This is a genomic window from Aquimarina atlantica (assembly GCF_000626715.1).
In the GTDB taxonomy this organism is placed as follows: domain Bacteria; phylum Bacteroidota; class Bacteroidia; order Flavobacteriales; family Flavobacteriaceae; genus Aquimarina; species Aquimarina atlantica.
The window spans coordinates 14,125-35,113 of record NZ_AQRA01000013.1 but is presented as its reverse complement, the minus strand read 5'-3'; the positions used below and the strand labels follow the sequence as shown (position 1 = coordinate 35,113).

At 33.7% G+C, this 20,989-nt stretch carries 18 protein-coding genes and 1 tRNA gene; 12 read left to right on the top strand and 7 right to left on the bottom strand.

From position 1 onward, the window contains the following. Positions 1–232 precede the first annotated feature (232 nt). Entirely contained in the window at positions 233–1,933 is a 1,701-nt protein-coding gene (locus ATO12_RS22500; protein ID WP_034246965.1) for a helix-turn-helix domain-containing protein, read from the top strand. Positions 1,934–2,295: 362 nt separating this feature from the next. Here the strand turns inward: ATO12_RS22500 and ATO12_RS22495 are convergent. Then, a tRNA-Phe gene (locus ATO12_RS22495) sits at positions 2,296–2,368 on the bottom strand. 98 nt (positions 2,369–2,466) lie between these two features. On the opposite strand from ATO12_RS22495, the gene ATO12_RS22490 reads away from it, so the two are divergent. The 8 genes from ATO12_RS22490 to ATO12_RS22455 all read left to right on the top strand — a co-directional run bounded on the left by ATO12_RS22490 (position 2,467) and on the right by ATO12_RS22455 (position 10,843). Continuing rightward, complete coding sequence (locus ATO12_RS22490; RefSeq protein ID WP_034246963.1) at positions 2,467–3,198, top strand: type III pantothenate kinase; 732 nt, start codon at positions 2,467–2,469, stop codon at positions 3,196–3,198. Next, complete coding sequence (locus ATO12_RS22485; protein ID WP_034246961.1) at positions 3,195–4,439, top strand: porin family protein; 1,245 nt, start codon at positions 3,195–3,197, stop codon at positions 4,437–4,439. The genes ATO12_RS22490 and ATO12_RS22485 overlap by 4 nt, the downstream gene beginning before the upstream one ends. A gap of 20 nt (positions 4,440–4,459) precedes the next feature. Then, positions 4,460–5,830 carry a tetratricopeptide repeat protein gene (locus tag ATO12_RS22480; protein WP_034246959.1) on the top strand — a complete coding sequence of 457 codons (1,371 nt, stop codon included), beginning with the start codon at positions 4,460–4,462 and terminating at the stop codon, positions 5,828–5,830. Between the two features lie 56 nt (positions 5,831–5,886). Beyond that, positions 5,887–6,387 carry an LPS export ABC transporter periplasmic protein LptC gene (lptC, locus tag ATO12_RS22475; protein ID WP_240486169.1) on the top strand — a complete coding sequence of 167 codons (501 nt, stop codon included), beginning with the start codon at positions 5,887–5,889 and terminating at the stop codon, positions 6,385–6,387. Between the two features lie 9 nt (positions 6,388–6,396). Then, the gene (locus ATO12_RS22470) at positions 6,397–6,591 is read left to right on the top strand and encodes a hypothetical protein (RefSeq protein WP_034246956.1); all 195 of its coding nucleotides are present in this window, start codon (positions 6,397–6,399) and stop codon (positions 6,589–6,591) included. Positions 6,592–6,594: 3 nt separating this feature from the next. Beyond that, a complete protein-coding gene (locus tag ATO12_RS22465; RefSeq protein WP_034246954.1) occupies positions 6,595–7,863 on the top strand; it encodes a hemolysin family protein in 1,269 nt (422 codons plus the stop codon). Between the two features lie 14 nt (positions 7,864–7,877). Then, complete coding sequence (locus tag ATO12_RS22460; protein ID WP_034246952.1) at positions 7,878–8,570, top strand: lysoplasmalogenase; 693 nt, start codon at positions 7,878–7,880, stop codon at positions 8,568–8,570. A 146-nt stretch (positions 8,571–8,716) separates the two neighbouring features. After that, positions 8,717–10,843: a peptidylprolyl isomerase gene (locus ATO12_RS22455; protein WP_034246950.1), complete on the top strand. Its 2,127-nt coding sequence runs from the start codon at positions 8,717–8,719 to the stop codon at positions 10,841–10,843. Positions 10,844–10,927: 84 nt separating this feature from the next. On the opposite strand, the gene galE is transcribed toward ATO12_RS22455, so the two are convergent. Together galE and ATO12_RS22445 are read right to left on the bottom strand one after the other, a co-directional pair. Then, the gene (galE, locus tag ATO12_RS22450) at positions 10,928–11,944 is read right to left on the bottom strand and encodes a UDP-glucose 4-epimerase GalE (RefSeq protein WP_034246948.1); all 1,017 of its coding nucleotides are present in this window, start codon (positions 11,942–11,944) and stop codon (positions 10,928–10,930) included. Positions 11,945–11,986: 42 nt separating this feature from the next. After that, positions 11,987–12,442 (bottom strand): GAF domain-containing protein, encoded by a 456-nt coding sequence (locus ATO12_RS22445; RefSeq protein ID WP_034246946.1) that lies wholly within the window; start codon positions 12,440–12,442, stop codon positions 11,987–11,989. A 198-nt stretch (positions 12,443–12,640) separates the two neighbouring features. Here ATO12_RS22445 and ATO12_RS25180 point away from each other — a divergent pair, with 198 nt between their 5' ends. Then, positions 12,641–13,195: a DUF3347 domain-containing protein gene (locus ATO12_RS25180; protein WP_165583438.1), complete on the top strand. Its 555-nt coding sequence runs from the start codon at positions 12,641–12,643 to the stop codon at positions 13,193–13,195. Positions 13,196–13,388: 193 nt separating this feature from the next. Further along, positions 13,389–14,153: a M15 family metallopeptidase gene (locus tag ATO12_RS22435; protein WP_316932940.1), complete on the top strand. Its 765-nt coding sequence runs from the start codon at positions 13,389–13,391 to the stop codon at positions 14,151–14,153. 107 nt (positions 14,154–14,260) lie between these two features. Here the strand turns inward: ATO12_RS22435 and aceA are convergent, their stop codons facing one another. Beyond that, a complete protein-coding gene (gene aceA, locus ATO12_RS22430) occupies positions 14,261–15,538 on the bottom strand; it encodes an isocitrate lyase (RefSeq protein ID WP_034246944.1) in 1,278 nt (425 codons plus the stop codon). 32 nt (positions 15,539–15,570) lie between these two features. Further along, positions 15,571–17,169: a malate synthase A gene (gene aceB, locus ATO12_RS22425; protein ID WP_034246942.1), complete on the bottom strand. Its 1,599-nt coding sequence runs from the start codon at positions 17,167–17,169 to the stop codon at positions 15,571–15,573. Between the two features lie 121 nt (positions 17,170–17,290). Here aceB and ATO12_RS22420 point away from each other — a divergent pair, with 121 nt between their 5' ends. Then, positions 17,291–18,772, top strand: coding sequence for a helix-turn-helix domain-containing protein (locus tag ATO12_RS22420; protein ID WP_240486172.1), 1,482 nt, complete (start codon positions 17,291–17,293; stop codon positions 18,770–18,772). A gap of 127 nt (positions 18,773–18,899) precedes the next feature. Here ATO12_RS22420 and groL read toward each other — a convergent pair whose 3' ends face one another. Both groL and ATO12_RS22410 read right to left on the bottom strand, forming a co-directional pair. After that, a complete protein-coding gene (gene groL / locus ATO12_RS22415) occupies positions 18,900–20,537 on the bottom strand; it encodes a chaperonin GroEL (protein WP_034246941.1) in 1,638 nt (545 codons plus the stop codon). A 118-nt stretch (positions 20,538–20,655) separates the two neighbouring features. Further along, positions 20,656–20,931, bottom strand: coding sequence for a co-chaperone GroES (locus ATO12_RS22410; RefSeq protein ID WP_034246939.1), 276 nt, complete (start codon positions 20,929–20,931; stop codon positions 20,656–20,658). Positions 20,932–20,989: the final 58 nt, after the last annotated feature.

Sequence of the window (20,989 nt, the reverse complement as noted above, 5' to 3'; positions counted from 1 at the left end):
AAAGTAATATTGTTGATATTTATAAATTTAAACCGATACTTTATGCATGTCGCAAGCGTTAGATTTTTGCTATTGTATACCAAACTATGTAGTTAATAAATTATTCACATTGTTTTTTTTTGGTAGTTTTATTTCGTATTATTTTTTTATGTTATTCACCTATACATTTAATTAAAAGGTATGATTTTCGAATTCTGTTGAGCAGATTTCAAGTACTATAAAAATCATTTTAATGATCAGGAAGTATTTATTTTTAGGGTATCTGCTAATTTTATTTGTTTTTGCACAGCCATTATGCGGACAGATAAAAAAGTCTAATGCTGCTCAGGATTTACTTGATTTTGATAAATTAAAAGAGATAATTGCAGAACAACAGGAAGATTCCCTAAAATTAAAAATAGCACAGGTCGCTCTCGATAAAGCCAGATATCGATTAGATACATTGCGTATGGCTGATGCATATTATTTTTTGTCCAAACTAAGCCGTTCTAATCAATTACATTATGCAGATAGTCTTATTGCAATTACAAAGAGCAAAAATTATGAAAGATATCCGGCATTGGGTTATTTGAGGAAAGGTAATATACGTTATGAAGAAGGAAATTATAAAGAGGCTTTAGAGCTTTACCTAATAGCATCAGAATCTGCAAAAGAAAATGGAAATGAGCTGTTATACTTAAAATTGAAATTTAATATAGGACTATTAAAAAATACGGCAGGAGAAAGAGAAGAGGCTCAAGCTATTTTTTTTGAGTATTTAAACTTTTTAGACCAAAACCCCAAAATTAAAACTTCAAATACCTACAATAGAGTGCTATTTGCTCTTACTGATTCATACATTTATAGTAATCAATTTAAATTGGCTGAAGATTATATTGATAAAGGAATTAAGGAAGCATTAAAAACAAATGACATATCTATCTATTCTAATTTTGTGATGTATTCGGGGATGTACGAATATTTTTCTAAAAACTACAATAAGGCAATTGACAGCCTAAAAAAAGGAAAGAAATTAATACAAAAATCTGATGAGGTAAAGACAAGAATTGCTATCTGTGACTATTATATAGCTCGCTCATATCAGGATCAGGGTATGGTAGACCAGAGTATACAATATTTTAGAGATGTAGATCGTATTCTTAAAGAAACTGAAGATGTTATTCCTGAGTTAATTGATACATATGATTATTTGATTGCTGATTCTAAATCAAAAAAAAACCTTCAAAAACAAATTGAATATATTAATACACTATTACGATTAGATAGTATAAGACATGCTAACCAAATATATTTAACCAAAAACATTAACGAGAGATACGATACTGTAGAATTAATTTCTGAAAAAGAAAAATTAATAGATCAATTGCAACGCGATAAATTCTTAAAAGAAGAAACGATAACTATTCTAATTGTATTTCTTGTTGTTTTGATTGTACTTGCTATATATGGTTTTCGTAAGAGTTATGTGAATAAAAAACGTTTTTTAAAATTACTTGAAGATCAAAAAAATAAAGAACATGATCTGCTAGAGTTTGTTAATATCAATACTAATATTTCAAAAAAACAGGATATAGATATTCCAAAAGATGTTGTAGAAACGGTATTACAAAAGCTTCACAATTTTGAAAAGTCGGCCAAATTTTCAAAAAAACATTATACACTTAATTCATTAGCTAAAGAGCTAAATACGAATAGCGCATATTTATCAAAGATTATAAATGTGTATAAAAATGTCAACTTTGCCAATTATCTCAATAATTTAAGGGTTGATTTTGCTGTAGATGAGCTTACCTCTAATAAGTCATTACGTTCCTATACCATTAAAGCCATTGCAGAAGAAGTGGGGTTTAAAAATGCACAATCGTTTTCTTCTGCATTCTATAAAAAAACAGGTATCTATCCGTCCTATTTTATTAAACATTTAGAGATATAAAGTAAAGCCGTAGTATCGAATTCAGTGTTTTTATGCTTTAAATTTATAAATATCAACTAGTATATTATGCTGGGAGTTAGTTAAAAACTATATTTTTAGTACCACTAACTTAATAAATCAAATTGTTATGAGCACAAATAAGGATATAAAATCATTAAAATTAAAAAAGATAAAAGTTGCCAAATTGGTGGATACAAATACAATTAAGGGAGGAAACATACCACCTGCCTCACGAGTACTTTGTATTACTGGGAAGAAGTGTTTCACGATACCAACAAAAACAGTTCCGGTAGAGGAGTAGGATAAAACTTTTAATAATATGTAATAAAAAAAACCCGAACAAATGTTCGGGTTTTTTAAGGTGGTGCCTCCAGGAATCGAACCAGGGACACAAGGATTTTCAGTCCTTTGCTCTACCAACTGAGCTAAGGCACCTTGCTGTAAGCGGATGCAAATATAGAACGCTTTTTTTAATACTCAAAAGAAAAAATTAAAAAAATCGTTTTGTATTTTTACGACTTACAAATAAAAGTATGAATCTCATTATTGATGTAGGGAATACATATACCAAAATAGGAGTTTTTGAAGAATCAAAAATTGTCTATAAAAAAAGGATTGAACAATATCATTTTAAAGAGGCAATCCAAAATATCAAAGAAGAATACCCTTTGATCACCAATGCCATAATTTCTTCAGTATCTACTATAGAAGAGAATCATATAACACATATTAAGCGTATGTATCATACGCTTATGTTGGATCATCAGGTAGAAATGCCATTCAAAAACCTGTATAAAACCCCAACTACATTAGGAATAGATCGATTAGCTTTGGTAGCAGCCGCTGTAGATCAGTTTCCTAATAAGGATGTATTGGTAATCGATGCAGGAACTTGTATAACATATGATTTTAAAAACAAAAAAGAAGAGTATCTTGGTGGCGCAATTGGGCCGGGAGTGCGACTTAGATATGAGAGTCTTCATAATTACACAGCAAAACTACCATTGTTACAGGTAACTGACCCAAAAAATCACATAGGAAACAGTACAGAAGAGGCAATACATTCGGGAGTAGTTTTTGGAATTTTGCATGAAATTGACGGAGTAATTGAAGAATATTGCAACATTTATACTGATTTAACAGTTATTTTAACTGGTGGAGATGCACATTTTTTGTCTAAAAGATTAAAAAATAGCATATTTGCCACTTCTAATTTTTTGTTGGAGGGATTAAACCACATTTTAGCTTTTAATAATAGTAAATGATAAAGAAGATTTTAGTAATCATATTGGTGCACGTTACCATAATATCTTACGCTCAGGAAGGGACTTCGTCTCCGTATTCTTTTTATGGGATAGGGATACCGAAGTTCAAAGGAACAGTAGAAAATAGGTCGATGGGGGGATTGAGTATATATACAGATAGTATCCATTTAAATCTTCAGAATCCTGCGTCTTATGGCGAATTGAGGCTCACAACATATTCGGTAGGAGCTTCATATCGTAGATATAAGATTAGTAATACTAATCAATCATCATCTGGAGAAAATGCCTCATTAGATTATTTGGCTATTGGAATTCCTGCTGGTAGATTTGGCTTTGGTTTTGGAGTTATTCCTCTTACCTCTGTGGGGTATGAACTTAATAGTATTAAAGATGATGGAAGTGAACTTCGATTCACCGGCAAAGGAGGATTGAATAAGGTCTTTTTAGCTACAGGATTCAAAGTTAACAAGAATCTGAGCGTAGGTTTAGATTTAAATTATAACTTTGGGAATATTGAAAACAAAACAATATTACGAAGACCGGGTGTTCAATTTGATACAAGGGAAATAAATAGTTCGGATTTATCATCCTTTAGTTTATCTTTCGGAGTGACGTATAAAACTATGATCACAGAGAAACTAGAAATAGTTGCTTCTGCAGTGTCAACGCCTTCTTTTGAATTAACAACAGATAGTACGAGAGAACTTGCTACTATTGTAATTGATAATAGTGGTAGAGAAGGAGTTATAGAAAGACAAGATGTTGCTGTAGAAGACAAAGAAATAGATCTTCCTGCCGAATTTAAATTTGGTACCGGGATTGGGCAACCTAAAAAATGGTTTGTAGGTGCAGAATATATATATATGGATTCTGGAAAATTTACAAATCTTGTATCTAACCAGGATAATGTTGTATATGAAAATGCCTCAAAGTTCAAAGCAGGAGGATATTATATTCCTAATTATAACTCGTTAACAAGCTATTTTAGTAGAGTTGTATACCGCGCTGGGTTTCGTTATGAGGAGACAGGATTAAATATTAATAACGGTTCGATTAATGAGTTTGGCATATCTTTTGGGGTAGGCTTACCGGTTGGTAGATTATTCTCGAATACAAATATAGGTTTCGAGTATGGTCAACGGGGAACAACAAATTTTGGGCTGGTTAAAGAAGAGTTTTTTAATATCTCTTTAAGTTTGTCATTAAATGATAAATGGTTCAGAAAAATAAAATTTAATTAAATACAATAATTACTACAGCTATGAATACTAAAGTTTTATTTATAATAGCAACAGGATTAGTTTTAAGTACTACAAAAGTAAGTGCTCAGGCTACAGACTGTGCAACTACAGCATCCATCGCTTATGAGCATGCTAAGGTAAAGAATTATACTGCTGCAGAGGAACCTCTGTGGAAAGTGAGGAAAGAATGTCCTACATATAGCGTTGCAACATATCAATTTGGACAAAAATTGTTAGAAGCTAAGTATAAAAAAGCTTCTGCTGCAGAGAAAACTACTCTTGCAAATGAAATCATTACATTATGGAAAGAGCGCTTTCAATACTTCCCGGCAAAAACTAAAATTGGGGATATGCATTCTGATATAGGTCAGTTAATGTATGATAACAAAATAGGAACCAAAGAAAATCAGTTTGCAGAGTTTGATAAAGCATATACAACAGATAAGAAAAACTTTAAAAGACCTAAGAAATTATATACCTATTTCTCTCTTTTTGTTGATCTTCATGGTGAAGGGAAAAAAGAACTTCAGGGAGTTTTTGATCTGTATGATGATATTACAGAAAAGATAGAGAATGAAGAAAGTAGACTTGCACAGATTATTGCAGAACTTACAGAAAAAGAAGAAGCAGGAACTACATTATCTTCTAAAGAAAAAAGAAAACTAAAAAATTCTGGTATTAACCTAAATGCCTTTAGTAAAGTAAAAGCAGGAATTAACCAGAAATTAGGAGAGTTAGCCGATTGTAAAAACTTAATACCTCTTTATGCCGGACAGTTTGAGTCTAAAAAAACAGATGCAAGTTGGTTAAAGGGAGCTGCAGGAAGAATGTCGTCTAAAGAGTGTACAGATGATCCATTGTTCTTTAAGTTGGTAGAAGCGTTACATAAAACAGAACCGTCTGCAAAATCAGCTTATTATTTAGGAATATTGGCATTAAAAGATAAGAAGACAACTACTGCATTAAAGTACTTTAATCAATCTGCAGAATTAGAAACTAAAACAAGTGATAAAGCTAAAGTTTATTTCAAGATTGGTGAAGTGATGAAAAGACAAGGAAGTAAGGGAAAAGCTAGATCTTACTATAGAAAAGCACTTAAGCATAGACCATCTATGGGTGTTTGTTACCTTAGAATTGCAAGTATGATAGCAGGTAGCGCAAACAGCTGTGGTACCGATGTGTTTAGTAAAAGAGCAGTGTATTGGTTGGCAGAAAACTATGCTCGAAGAGCAGGAAAAGTAGATCCAAGTTTAAAATCTACAGCAAATAAATTTGCGGCTAACTATCATGCTAAAGCACCATCAAAAACAGATATTTTTAACAACCCAGAAAAAAAATCTGTAAGTATTGGATGCTGGATTGGTGAAACGGTTAGAGTGCCAAAGCTATAATGCAGAATAAAAATATATATACAATAATAAACATTGTCACAGCATTTGCTGTGACAATGTTTTTTTCATGTCAATCAACAACAAAAAATGACCTTGGAGGTCTAATCTTAGAAGATGCCCCTATTGCAGAAGGATATGAGATAAATCTTAAATATACAGACTCAGGAAGACTTACGGCAATACTTAAAACATCAAAAATATTAGATTATTCTAATACATCTTTCGCTTATCACGAATTTCCAGAAGGTATTGTGCTAGATATTATTGATAAAGAAGGAAAAGTAAGTGTAGTTACCTCGGATTATGCAATTTCTTACCAGCAAACAGGCTTAATCGATATGAGAGGTAATGTAGATATAAAAACCTCGGATAGTACCCATTTGCAAGCCAAACAGTTATATTGGGATCAAAATATTAGTTGGATATTTACAGATCAACCCTATAAAAGTTATTTGCCAGATGGAACAATTAATGAAGCAGATGGTTTTGATGCTAATCAAGATTTTACTATCTTGAATTCAAGAATAAATGATGGGGTAATGTTTATAGAGGAGTAATCCAGTACTATGATGAAAGTATTTAGATTTTTTGAATACGCCTATTTGGCGATCATGTGTTTTTTTATCTACGAAGCATACGTAGAATGGGGACAAGAAGGCGGAAAAAGTATGCTTTATATTTTCTTTGCAATTGCCGCAATTTTTATGTTTTTCTTTAAAAGAAACTTTAGAAAACGATTTGACGCCAATAACAAAGACTAATTCATGGAATTACATATCATTGTTATTATTCTTTCCCTTATTCTTTCAGCTTTTTTTTCAGGAATGGAAATCGCCTATGTTTCTTCTAATAAAATACACATAGAGATTGAGAAAAAACAAGGGGGATTTATCTCAAATATCCTGGCACGCTTAACAAAAAAACCTTCCAAATTTATTGCAACAATGCTTGTAGGTAATAATATAGCGTTGGTTATATATGGATTTTATATGGGTGAAGTATTGATGAAGGTCATAGCCGGATATTTTCCTGAAATTGCAGGTAGTGTTACATTACTATTGCAAACATGTATTTCGACTTTGGTGATTCTAATTACCGCAGAATTCTTACCCAAAGTGTTCTTTCAGATATACTCTAATACATTACTCAAAGCATTTTCATTTCCGGCATATATCTTTTATGTGGTATTTACACCTATTTCATCATTTGTAATATGGGTTTCTGATTTTGTATTAAAGAAATTTTTAAAAACAGATGGAGACCAGGTTCAACTTGCTTTTAGTAAAACAGAATTAGGAGATTATATAAATGAGCAAATGGAAACCATCGAAGAGCATGACGAAATTGATAGCGAAATCCAGATTTTTCAGAATGCATTAGATTTTTCAGACGTTAAGTCAAGAGAAGTAATGGTTCCCAGAACAGAGATCGTGGGTGTAGAGAAATTACAATCAATAGAAGAAGTAAGTACCTTATTTATAGATACAGGGCTATCAAAAATTATTGTGTACAACAATACTGTAGACGATATCATTGGGTATGTACACTCTTTCGAGTTATTTAAAAAACCTAAATCGTTAAGATCAATTCTTTTGCCAGTGGTTTTTGTGCCAGAAACAATGTTTGTTAAAGATGTACTTAATCTTCTTACCAAAAAACACAAAAGTATAGCCGTAGTGATCGATGAGTACGGAGGTACAAGTGGTATTATTACAGTAGAAGATATTGTAGAGGAGCTTTTTGGTGAGATTGAAGATGAACATGATTCTGTAGAACTTATCGAAGAACAATTGTCAGAAAATGAATATCGGTTTTCTGCTCGAATAGAAGTAGATCATATCAACGAGTCCTATAAATTAGACCTTCCGGAGGATGAAAATTATGAAACACTGGGAGGGATGATTGTAAACCATACCGAAGAAATTCCTCAGCAAGGTGAAGAGGTGAAAATAAATGGTTTCAAAATTAAAATTATAGAGACTTCTAATACCAAAATTGAGATTGTAGAATTACATGTGATACCAGAGGATTAAATAATACGATTGTGATGAGCAAAAAAACACGAAACCAGGGGATTGTAGTATTTGTTATAGTGTACATCATTATTGTAATATGTGATCTTATTTGTAGTAGTAATGAGGCGTACTCAGATCTTAGAAATATTACAAAACCTTCAATTCTGGGCTCATTAATCACCTTTTTTTTAGTACATAGAAAAGGACTGGGTATTTCTATATTTGGATTAATGATATTAGCCTTGTTATTTTCTTTAGCCGGAGATATACTACTTTTATTTGTCGCACAGTCTCAACTCTTCTTTATTGCAGGTTTAGTTATGTTTTTGTTGGCACATGTAATGTATATTTTGGTCTTTCTTAAAAAGCACAATAAGCATAAAAAAAACAGGATTTTTCTTATACTAACCGTTGCTTATGGAGTAGGTTTGTTTTATTTATTATATCCTTGGCTGGGAGATATGTTAATCCCCGTGATAGTGTATATGATCGTAATTTTGTTAATGTCAAATGCGTCGTATTTAAGAGAGAAACGAGTTTCCCAAATGAGTTTTTTCATGGTTTTTATAGGTTCCCTGTTTTTTATGATCTCTGATAGTATTTTGGCATTTAACATGTTTTATCAACCTTTGCTTATGAGTAACGTATGGATTATGACTACATATGCAACAGCTCAGCTTTTGATTGTTTGTGGTGTTTTAAGACAAAAAAATCAAATTTTTTAAAGTAATAAAAGTACGTAAAAACCACACTATTCTATATTAAAAACCGAAAGAGTTAAAACTTCATAAGACTTTCAGTTTTTTAATTGGTATTATTACAATAAAATGGTATTTTCGCCCACTATATTTTGAATAAATTATAATATACCATGGCAGTTTTAAATAAAATCAGGCAGCGTTCGGTTTTTCTAATCGTAATCATTGCATTAGCACTTTTCTCTTTTGTGTTAGCAGATTTGATTCGTAATGGAGGAGCTATTTCCCAGAAAGCTGAAAATACGATTGCAACAATAAACGGAAAAGATATTGATCGAACAGAGTTTGCTAGAAAAGTAGAACTAGCATCAAGAAGTTTTGGAGGAGGAACATCAAGTATCCAGGCTGTAAATTATGTATGGAATCAAGAATTGAGAGAAACAGTTTTTGAAGAGCAATTCGAAGAACTGAATATTAGAGTAGGAGAAGATCAGGTAAACCAGTTATTAGAAGAATCATTAGCAAATAATCCTACGTTTTTGAATGAAGCCGGAGTTTTTGATAAAGCCAAAATGCAAGAATATGTAGCTAATGTAAAAGCTACTTCACCACAAGCATACCAACAATGGTTAGATTTTGAAGTTTCTGTAAGTAAAGGTGCTAGAGAGCAAACTTATCTTAATATGATTAAAGCTGGTGTAGGATCTACATTAAAAGAAGGAGAACTGGCTTATAAAATGGAAAATGATAATGTAGATATCAAATATGTACAGCTTCCATTTTCTAGTATTGAAGATACAGAAGTAGAGGTAACTGATGCAGAAATTAAAGCATATATCGATGCTCATAAAGATCAATATAAAGCAGAAGCTTCTAGAAGTATACGTTATGTGTTATTTAATGAAGTTCCTAGTGAAGAAGATGAGAATCAGGTAAAAGCAGAAGTAGCTGCTTTGTTAGATGATAAAGTAGAGTTTAATGAAGTAACCAAAACAAACGATTCGATTTTAGGATTCAAAAACATTGATGTAAAAGATGCAGAAGAGTTTGTAAATCAAAATTCTGCTGTAAAATTTGATGGTGGATTCAAGTTTAAAAAAGATTTACCAACTACAGAGGCAGACACAATCTATAATCTTGGTATAGGAGATGTATATGGGCCATATAAAGATGGGGATTATATTAAAATTTCAAAAGTAGTTGCGCAAAAGCAAATACCAGACTCGGTTAAAGCAAGTCATATTTTGGTTTCTTGGGCAGGATTAGGTACTGCAGGTGATACAAAACGAACTAAAGAAGAAGCAAAGGTCTTAGCCGATAGTATTATTGCAGTAACCAAAGCAGATAATACAAAATTCTCAGCTTTGGCAACACAATTCTCTGCAGATACTTCTAGTAAAGATAAAGGAGGAGATCTTGGATATTTCTCACCAGGTAGAATGGTGCCAGCTTTTAATGATTATTGTTTTGAAAACAAAACTGGAGACCAGGGAATCGTAGAAACACAATTTGGATATCATATTATAAATATAGAAGACCAGAAAAATGAGCAAAAAGCTATAAAAGTAGCTACAGTAGCTCAAAAGGTTGAACCAAGTGAAAAAACGATCAATGCTATTTTTACTGAAACAACCAAATTTCAGATTTCGGCTAGAGACAAAGATTTTGAGGAAGTTTCTAAAGAAAATGAATTAACAGTACGACCTGTAAATAAAATCAAAGAATTAGATGAGAATATCCCTGGATTAGGAGCTAGAAGAGCAATTGTGCAATGGGCTTTTAACGAAGAATCTAAAGTAGGTGAAATAAAACGTTTTGATATCCCAGAAGGATATGCAGTAGTTCAATTAACCGAAAAAGAAGATAAGGGATCAATGAAAGTAGAAGATGCAAGTTTAACCATAAAGCCAATCTTGATTAATAAAAAGAAGGCAGAAAAATTAAAAAGTAAAATTTCTGGTAGCGCACTTGATGCAATTGCTCAGAGTCAAGGACAAACTGTAAAAGTCGCTTCTGCATTAACTATGAAAACTCCAACTATTAGTGGAGCGGGAACAGAACCAAAAGTAGTAGGAACAGCCTTTGCTTTAGAGCCAGGAAAGGTGTCTGGTCCTATTGTTGGTAATAACGGAGTATATGTTATAGAAGTAACTAAGAAAACACCAGCTAGTGGTTTAGATACATATATGAGCTATGCATCACAGGTTTCTAAAGCGCAGACAGGTGCAGTTAATACCAAAGTTTTTGAAGCACTTAAAGAGGCTGCAGAAATAGAAGATAAGAGATCTAAATTCTACTAGAAATAGATAGAATTAATATCAAAAATAAAAAACCCTGAAGAATGACTCTTCAGGGTTTTTTATATATTAGTTTTGGTATAGCGTCTAGCTTCTAACCTTCTGTTCCCATTTCCAGGCAGAAGTAAGAGAGTCGTCTAAGGTACTTTTTGCTTTCCATCCTAGTTCACTATTTGCTTTAGTGGTATCTGCATAGGCTGCTGTAATATCACCTTCTCTTCGTTCTACAATTTTGTAGTTTAGTTTTTGTTTAGATACTTTTTCAAAGGATTGTATCACTTCTAGAACAGAACTCCCTGTACCGGTGCCTACATTAAACACTTCATAATTAGATGCATTTTTGCCATCTAATAAGCGTTGTAAGGCTACTACATGAGCTTTTGCAAGGTCTACGACATGTATGTAGTCTCTAATACAGGTTCCGTCTGATGTAGGATAATCATCACCAAACACAGATAATTGCTCTCTTAGCCCTATTGCTGTTTGTGTAATAAAAGGAATCAGGTTTTGAGGAACTCCAATAGGAAGTTCTCCGATTTCTGCCGAAGGGTGTGCTCCAATTGGATTAAAATAACGTAGTGCAATTGCTTTTAAGGCAGGATGTACTTTGCAGGTATCTCTTATGATTTCTTCTCCAATCTGTTTTGTGTTTCCGTAAGGAGATTCTGCTGCTTTAACCGGGGCATCTTCTGTGATAGGTAACTCATCTGCCTGGCCATATACCGTGCAAGAAGAGCTAAAAATAAAACTAGCCGATGGTTTATTAGCTAATTGCTGAAGGATATACACCAGAGTCGATAAATTATTTTCATAGTATAACAAGGGTTTTTCTACGCTTTCACCTACAGCCTTTGATGCTGCAAAATGAATTACTCCCTCTATATCATTATGACGCTTAAAAAACTCCTGGACCTTATCCTTTTCTCTAAGGTCAAATTTTTCGAAAACAAGATCTTTTCCGGTGATTTCACAAATTCCTTTAATCACATCGGGTGATGAATTCGAACAGTTGTCGATAATAACAACTTCATACCCTTTGTTTTGTAACTCTACAACGGTGTGAGAACCAATAAACCCCAATCCCCCCGTGACTAAGATTTTCATATGTAAAATGATTTAATATTTGCACCAACGAAGGAACAATAATTAAAGGATTTTAGCAACTTCTTGATTTACAAATTCTAAAAATCTTTCATCTTTTTCTGTAAAAGGATCTGAGCTCTCAGAGTCAATATCAATCTGTCCGATATTTTCTCCGTTCTTAAATAAAGGAATTACAATTTCTGATTTAACTGTTAGGCTACATGCAATATAATTACTTTGTGCCTGCACATCAGGAACCACAAAATTCTTATTAGAAATCGCAACCTGACCACAGATTCCTTTTCCAAAAGGAATAATATCGTGATCTGTTTTTTCACCTACATATGTGCGAAGTTTTAATTCTTCTTTGTCTTCGTTTTTAAAATAAAAACCAACCCAATCATAGTGATCTATATTGTCTTTTAGTAGTTTGCAAATCATATACAACCTGTCTGTAACAGATTCATCATTGTTTTCAAGTATATGAGTAACCTGGGGTCTTAAATCTTCAAAAAGCATTCCTTAACAATTTTTCCCGGCAAAAATATCTAAAAAAAATATAAAAGCCTCTTATTTAGAATGGTATTGTTTTGTTAAAAAATCATTTAAAAAATAAAAATGGATTGGTGATTGTTTTATTTATAGAGTATTTTTGACATCTTAATAGCAAATAAACTAGATTAATTTTTAGTGTGTAATTACATGAATAATAGTAGTTTGAGAACAATAAAAAGATTTTTTATAGTAATAGTATTTATGGCTTTGGCAGGTGTGTCCTGTAATAAAGATAAGAAACCAGAATCGGTTACTATAGATGATCATGAAAATGAAATTGCAGATTATAATAAGACTGATTCTAGATCAGAAGTTAAGTTTTCTGATGCAAAAATTCAGGAAATATATAGTTTGTATCTATCTGTAAAAGCAGCTTTGGTGAATTCTGAAAGTAGTATTGTGCAGGAAGAAACTAAAAAATTAGAAGCTGTTATAGAGGATTCTGAAGAGAATGACCAGCTTAAAGCAGTTTCAAAACTCATTTCACTAACTAAGGACATCAAAAAACAACGTGATTTTTTTGTAACATTAACTAGTGAAGTAGAAAAACTGGTTAGTAAAGCAGAAATTACATCGGGTGAAGTGTATAAGCAATTTTGCCCTATGGCATTTGATGGAGAAGGAGGATATTGGTTGTCTGATTCTAAAGAAGTTAGAAATCCATATTATGGGAAAAAAATGCTTGTCTGCGGAAATGTAGAAAAAACCTTTAAATAACAGGTGAATTCATGTTATTTAACATAAAATATAATATATATTTCACGTATAGCGAAGTAAGAAAATACTTATAACAGAAATATTGATTATATTTATAAGGAATCAAGTGCGTAAATAAACTTAATTTTGAGGGAAATTTAAGATATTAATGCGTACTGGATTAGTATTGTAATTGGGATAAAACAAAAAGGATATGATTGAGAAAAAATTAATCTTGTTGATTTTTTCTGTACTCTTTTTTTCCTGTAGTGAAGCAAAAATGGCCCCTGGACCTACAGTTCAGACAATTGCTCTTATAGAAAAATCTAAAGCACTACAGTTACGAGGAAAAAAAGTAGAACAGAGTATGCTCAGAAAAAAAGATTCGTTAGTAATGCTTATCGGTGGACCGAGTATAGAAGTTACTTCGAATGATAAAGATTTTGTAAATATAGAGAGCTTGTCTGATGAGTTTATTTTGGATATGAAATATGCTACTTCTGATAATTTTTTAAAAGAAAAAGTATATTCTTGTGCTAAATGTTTTGTTAGAAAAGATGTAGCAGAAGCGCTAATTAAGGTAAATAATGATTTGCTTACTCAAGGATACAGAATAAAATTCTTTGATTGCTACCGACCATATAGTGTACAGAAAAAAATGTGGAAGATCTTCCCCAATCCTGGATATGTTGCGGATCCAAAAGGAGGATCTATACATAATAGAGGAGCAGCTGTGGATATAACTTTGGTTAGGTCAGCAGGCGGGCATGTCGATATGGGGACAGATTTTGATCATTTCGGAAAAGAAGCACATCATTCGTATACATCACTTTCGAAAACAGTGCTTGGGCATCGTAAGTTGTTAAAGGAAACTATGGAGAAGCACGGCTTTAAAACGATAAGAACAGAGTGGTGGCACTATAATTTTAAAGGAAATAAAAAGTATAAAATATCAGATTTTAGGTGGAAATGTGATTAAGACTTGTTGTTTTTTAAGAAGTTAGTAATAAAAAAACGACACTCACCTTAATGAATGCCGTTTTAAAGCACAATAATTGTAAAAATCGGAAAAATCATGCTGTATATTTAGAACTGCTCGACTTCTGTACTGCCTTCCATAGCCACAGTCGAAGCTTTACCTGCAGTTACTGTATTTTGTACGGCATCAAAATATGTAGTACCTACAAACCCTTGATGCTTTACCGCACGAAATCCGTCTTTTTGTAACGCAAATTCTCTTTCTTGTAATTCAGAATAACCAGCCATTCCTCTTTCTTTGTATGCCTTGGATAATTCAAACATGCTTGTGTTTAATGCATGAAATCCTGCGAGAGTAATAAATTGAAATTTGTACCCCATTGCTGCTAGTTCTTCTCTAAATGTCTCCATTTCTGAAACAGAAAGCTTTGCAGCCCAATTAAAAGAAGGAGAACAATTGTATGCCAGCATTTGATCTGGATATTTGGCATGGATAGCTTCAGCAAATTTACGAGCTTGTTCTAAGTCGGGATTACTGGTTTCCATCCAAATAAGATCGGCATAAGGAGCATATGATAACCCTCTGTCAATACCTTGTTCTATTCCGTTCTTAACATAGAAGAAGCCTTCATCTGTACGTTCGCCAGTAACAAATTTTCTGTCACGCTCATCTATATCGCTGGTTAGTAAATTAGCAGCATCTGCATCTGTTCGGGCAACAATAACTGCTGGTACTCCCATTACATCTGCTGCAAGACGAGCAGCAACTAATTTATTAATAGCTTCCTGGGTAGGGACTAATACTTTTCCGCCAAGGTGACCACATTTTTTTGCAGAACTTAATTGATCTTCAAAGTGAACTCCACTGGCGCCTGACTCAATCATAGATTTCATCAATTCAAAAGCATTTAGGTTGCCTCCAAAACCAGCTTCGGCATCTGCAACGATAGGAACCAAATAGTCTTTTTTGTTTTCTTCGCCATTTACTACTTGTATTTGATCTGCTCTCAGTAATGCATTATTAATTCTCTTTACTACTTGCGGAACACTATTTACAGGGTATAGAGATTGATCTGGATACATTTGTCCGGCAAGATTTGCATCGGCAGCCACTTGCCACCCACTTAAGTATATTGCTTCTAATCCAGCTTCTACCTCCTGTACTGCCTGGTTCCCGGTTAGTGCTCCTAGTCCTGCTACAAAATTCTGAGTCTTTAGTTTCATCCATAGTTTTTCAGAACCTTGTTTGGCTATGCTATGCTCGATTTGGTATGAGCCTTGTAACTTTACTACCTCTTCTGCAGTATACGGGCGTTCTATAGTCGCCCATCTTGGATTTGTGGTCCAATCGATAATCAATTCTTCTATTCTTTGTTCTGTATTCATGACTTATTGATTTTACTATATATTGATTTACTTTATATGTATTGATATGCTCTGGTGGTAAGAAATTCTTCAAACTCATCAGATGTTACCAGGTTTTCGAAAATCTGGATGGCATTTTGATAATTTTCGGTTTTAAAGAGTGTATTTCCTACCTGCTTTTTAATTACCTCAAGTTCATCTTTAAATAGATTGGTGAATAATGAGTTATCAAGCGTTCTACCATCTTCTAAAACTACTTCCTGCTGTAGCCATTGCCATATTTGAGTTCTGCTAATTTCTGCAGTAGCGGCATCTTCCATAAGGTGATATAATGCTACTGCTCCATTCCCTCCCAACCAGGTGGCGATATAGTGAATTCCTACATTAATATTTTGCCGTATTCCTTTTTCGGTAATTGTACCTTCTGGGATGGCTAAAAGATCATTTTCGGTAATGTTTATATCATCACGTTTTACATCTATTTGATTAGGGTTTGGCATATGAGTGTCAAATACACGCATTGCTAATGCAACTAATCCCGGATGCGCCACCCATGTACCGTCATGACCGTTTTTTACTTCTCGCTCTTTATCTGCCTGTACTTTGGCATATGCTATTGCATTTCTACTTTCGTCTTCTTTAATTGGGATTTGTGCAGCCATACCGCCAATTGCCAGAATGTTTCTTTTGTGACACCTTTGAATTACTAGCTTGCTATAAGCATCCATAAAAGGGCTGGTCATTGTTACCTGTGCACGATCGGGAACTACAAAACCTGGGTGATTTCTTAATTTTTTGATGTAGCTAAAAATATAATCCCATCTTCCGCAATTCAATCCAACGATATGATCTTTTAATGCATAGATAATTTCATCGAGTTGAAAACTTGCTGTAATAGTTTCTACCAAAACCGTCACCTTTACTGTTCCGTGTTTGATACCTAAGTAGTCTTCAGAAAAATCAATTACATCGTTCCACCATATGGCTTCGGTAAAATGCTCTAGTTTGGGAATGTAATAATAAGGTCCGGCACCGTTTTCCTTAAGTTGTTCATTATTATGAAACAGGTACAGGGCAAAATCAAATAGAGAAGCAGATACTTCCTCGCCTTTTATTAAAAGATGTTTTTCATTAAGATGTAAGCCTCTGGGTCGTACGATTAATGTAGCTGTTTTTTCGTTAAGCCTGTAGGTTTTATCTTTTTTTGGATTATAAAACGAAATAGTTTTGTTAACCGCATCTTTTAAGTTTTTTTGGCCTTGAAGACAGTTTTCCCAAAGCGGGGCATTGCTGTCCTCGAAGTCGGCCATAAATGTTTTGGCTCCAGAATTTAAAGCGTTAATTACCATTTTTCTGTCGACAGGCCCTGTGATTTCGACTCTTCGATCTTGTAGGTCTATAGGAATTGGCGCGGCTGCCCATTCGCTATTACGAATCTCTTTGGTGTTTTCTGGAAAAGAAGGATGAGTTCCCAGATCAAATAGTTGTTGTTGGCTTTGGCGATTTTTTAAAAGGACTAATCGTCTTTCGTTAAAACGATCTTGTAAGGCCTCTAAAAAAATCAGGGCTCCATCGGTCAATATTTCGGGATGGTAGTTTTTAACTTCATTGGTGAAGCTAATTTTCTGATTAAGGTTTGTCTGTGTTTCCATAACTAATATCGTTTGAGTGAACAATATTATAAAAAAGTTTTTTACAAAACAAGCGAACGTTCGCTAAATGTGAACTTTTTGTTTTTTCGTGGATTACGCAAAAATGGTTACTTTTGAACTTATGGCAATAGCAGAAGAATATATTAGACTGATTTTTGGTCTGAAAATCAAGCAAATACGAACAGAGAAGGACTTATCTCTTTTTGGGTTGTCAAAGTTGTGTGGACTTTCTAAATCGTATTTAAATGAAATAGAAAAAGGAAAAAAGTATCCTAAAACAGATAAAATTATCAAACTTGCAGAGACATTTGATGTTCCTTATGATCATTTGGTTTCTCTAAAACTAGATAAAAACCTGGCGCCGATTGGTGAAATTTTACAATCTGGAATACTAGATGAAATTCCGTTAGAATTGTTTGGTATACAGCAAAGCGATTTAATTGATATTATAGCTAATGCACCATCAAAAGTAAATGCCTTTATAAGTACGATTATTGAGATTGCACAGCATTATAATATGAGTCGTGAAGGTTTTTATCTGGCTTCTTTACGATCTTATCAAGAAGCGCATAATAACTTTTTTAGAGACTTAGAGGATAAGGCTTTACGATGTGCTAACTCATATCAGTTGGATTTAAGTGGAAAAATTACTTCGGCTGATTTAGAAGATATTCTTAAAGAAGAATATGGGTATACGATCAATGTTGCAGGAATCCCAAAACAGGAAGAATTGGATAACCTGAGGTCGGTATTTGTGCCTTCTACAAAGACACTATTGTTGTCAGATCGAGTAGATGAGGCTCAAAAAACATTTATTTACGCTAAAGAATTGGGGTATCAATACCTGGAAATTGTTGAAAGACCTTATACCTTTTCGTGGATAAAGTATGATAATTTTGAAGAGGTACTGCATAATTTTTATGCGTCATACTTTGCTGGCGCTTTGATTATCCCAAGAGCTCATCTAAGAGAGCATCTTAAAGAATTGTTTTCTATGAAACGATTCTCTGAGAAAGCTTTTCATAAGATTATGAAATTGTATAATGCTTCTCCAGAATCTTTTTATCAGCGCCTTACAAATATATTACCAAAAGATTTTGGTATGCAAAATGTATTCTTTCTTCGGTTTACTCATAAATTAGGGGCAGAGAAATTTAATTTGGTTAAAGAATTACATATCACACACCAGCAGCAACCTCATGCTAACGAGGTTAATGAGCATTACTGCAGACGGTGGATGGCTATAAAGATTTTACAGCGTACAGCTACTAAGGATTTGGAGTATGCATTTGATATTCAAATCTCTGATTATGTAGATACAGATCAGCAATACCTAGTGTTTACTTCGGCTACAAAGGATCCTTTTAAGAAAGATTATTATCGTAGTATAGGGATTGGGTTTTTGAAGTCTTCTACTTTAGAGAAAAAAATTAGTTTTGTTAACGATACGAAAATATTAAAGGAAAAAGTAGGAGTCACTTGTGAATCATGCTCTCTGGTGGATTGTGAAGCCAGGATGGCTCCTCCAAAGCAATTATTAGTTAAAGAAAAACATAAAAAGACAGCAGAGTTGGTAGAAGATATTATGAAGCAATATTCCTAGGTTATCTCATAATCTTATAAAATAAATACTACTAAAAAACCCATTTTGAAATTTCAAAATGGGTTTTTTGTATTCTTAGCAAATTTATATCGCAAATTTGCTAACTGATTTTGTTATTACCAGATAATTACATCATTCCTGGCATACCTCCGCCCATTGGTGGCATTCCACCTCCGGCAGGAGCATCCTCTTTAATGTCTATTAGTGCGCATTCTGTAGTAAGGATCATACCAGATACAGAAGCTGCATTTTCAAGTGCTATACGTGTTACTTTTTTAGGATCGATGATTCCGGCTTTAAGCATATCTACGTAATCTTCAGATTTCGCATCATATCCAAAATTATCTTTACCTTCAAGAACTTTAGAGATTACAACAGATCCTTCACCTCCGGCATTCTCTACAATCGTTCTAAGTGGTGATTCAACCGCACGGTTTACGATTTGTATACCCGTAGCTTCATCAGCATTCTCGGTTTTTACTTTATCTAATACAGATTTAGCTCTTACCAGTGCAACACCACCACCAGCAACAATACCTTCTTCTACAGCAGCACGAGTAGCATGAAGTGCATCATCTACACGATCTTTCTTTTCTTTCATCTCTACTTCAGAAGCAGCACCTACGTATAGCACAGCAACACCGCCGGCTAATTTTGCTAAACGCTCCTGTAGTTTTTCTTTGTCATAATCAGAAGTAGTAGTTTCTATTTGTGCTTTGATTTGATTTACTCTGTTTTTGATTAAATCTTCTCCGCCAGCACCATTAACTACAGTAGTATTATCTTTGTCGATAGCTACTTTTTCAGCAGTACCTAAGTGCTCAATAGTAGTGTTTTCTAATGTAAAACCACGCTCTTCAGAAATCACAGTACCTCCTGTTAGAATGGCAATATCCTCTAGCATTGCTTTACGTCTGTCTCCAAAACCAGGAGCTTTTACAGCCGCAATTTTTAGGGCTCCACGTAGTTTGTTTACTACAAGTGTTGCTAATGCTTCTCCATCTACGTCTTCTGCGATAATTAAAAGAGGTTTTCCAGTTTGAGCAACAGGCTCTAAAACCGGGAGCAGATCTTTCATAGCAGAAATCTTCTTGTCATAAAGTAAGATATATGGTGTTTCCAGATCAGCTGTCATTTTTTCGCTGTTAGTCACAAAGTATGGAGAAAGGTATCCTCTGTCAAACTGCATTCCTTCTACAATATCTACAGTGGTATCTGTTCCTTTTGCTTCTTCTACTGTGATTACACCTTCTTTACCAACTTTTTCAAAAGCTTTGGCGATAAGATCTCCGATAGTTTCATCATTGTTAGCAGAAATAGCTGCTACCTGTTTGATTTTGTCAGAAGAGTCACCTACTTCTTTTGTTTGTTTTGCAAGGTCTTCTGTGATTGCTTTTACAGCTTTATCGATACCGCGCTTAAGATCCATTGGATTTGCACCAGCAGCTACATTTTTAAGTCCTTCTTTTACGATAGCCTGGGCTAATACAGTTGCGGTAGTGGTACCATCTCCTGCAAGGTCATTGGTTTTAGAAGCTACTTCTTTTACCATTTGTGCTCCCATATTCTCAAGAGCATCCTCAAGTTCTACTTCTTTAGCTACAGAAACACCATCTTTGGTTACTGTAGGAGCTCCAAAAGATTTACTTATAATTACATTACGACCTTTAGGTCCTAAAGTTACTTTTACCGCATTGGCTAATGCATCTACACCACGCTTGATACCATCACGTGCTTCTATGTCAAATTTTATGTCTTTTGCCATAATTAATTTTTTGAAAAATTAAATCCAAATCTCAACATTCAAAACTTCCAGAATATTTTCGTGGGATGTATTGAATAAAGTAGTGGATTTGTTTTTGTGATTTTTAAATTGATACTTCTTATACGATAGCAAGGATATCATCCTCGCGCATGATTAAATAATCCTTTCCATCTAATTTTAATTCGGTACCAGCATATTTACCATAAAGTACGGTATCACCAACTTTAACAGTCATATCGTGATCTTTTTTACCGCTACCTACAGCAGCTACTTTACCTTTTTGTTGTTTTTCCTGGGCTGAGTCAGGAATAAATAATCCTGATGCTGTTTGCGTCTCTGCAGGAAGTGGCTCTACAACCACACGGTCTGAAAGAGGTTTGATGTTTACTCCCATTATGATTTGTTATTTTTTTTGTTAAAATTAAAATGAAATCTTCGATGCTTCTTATTTC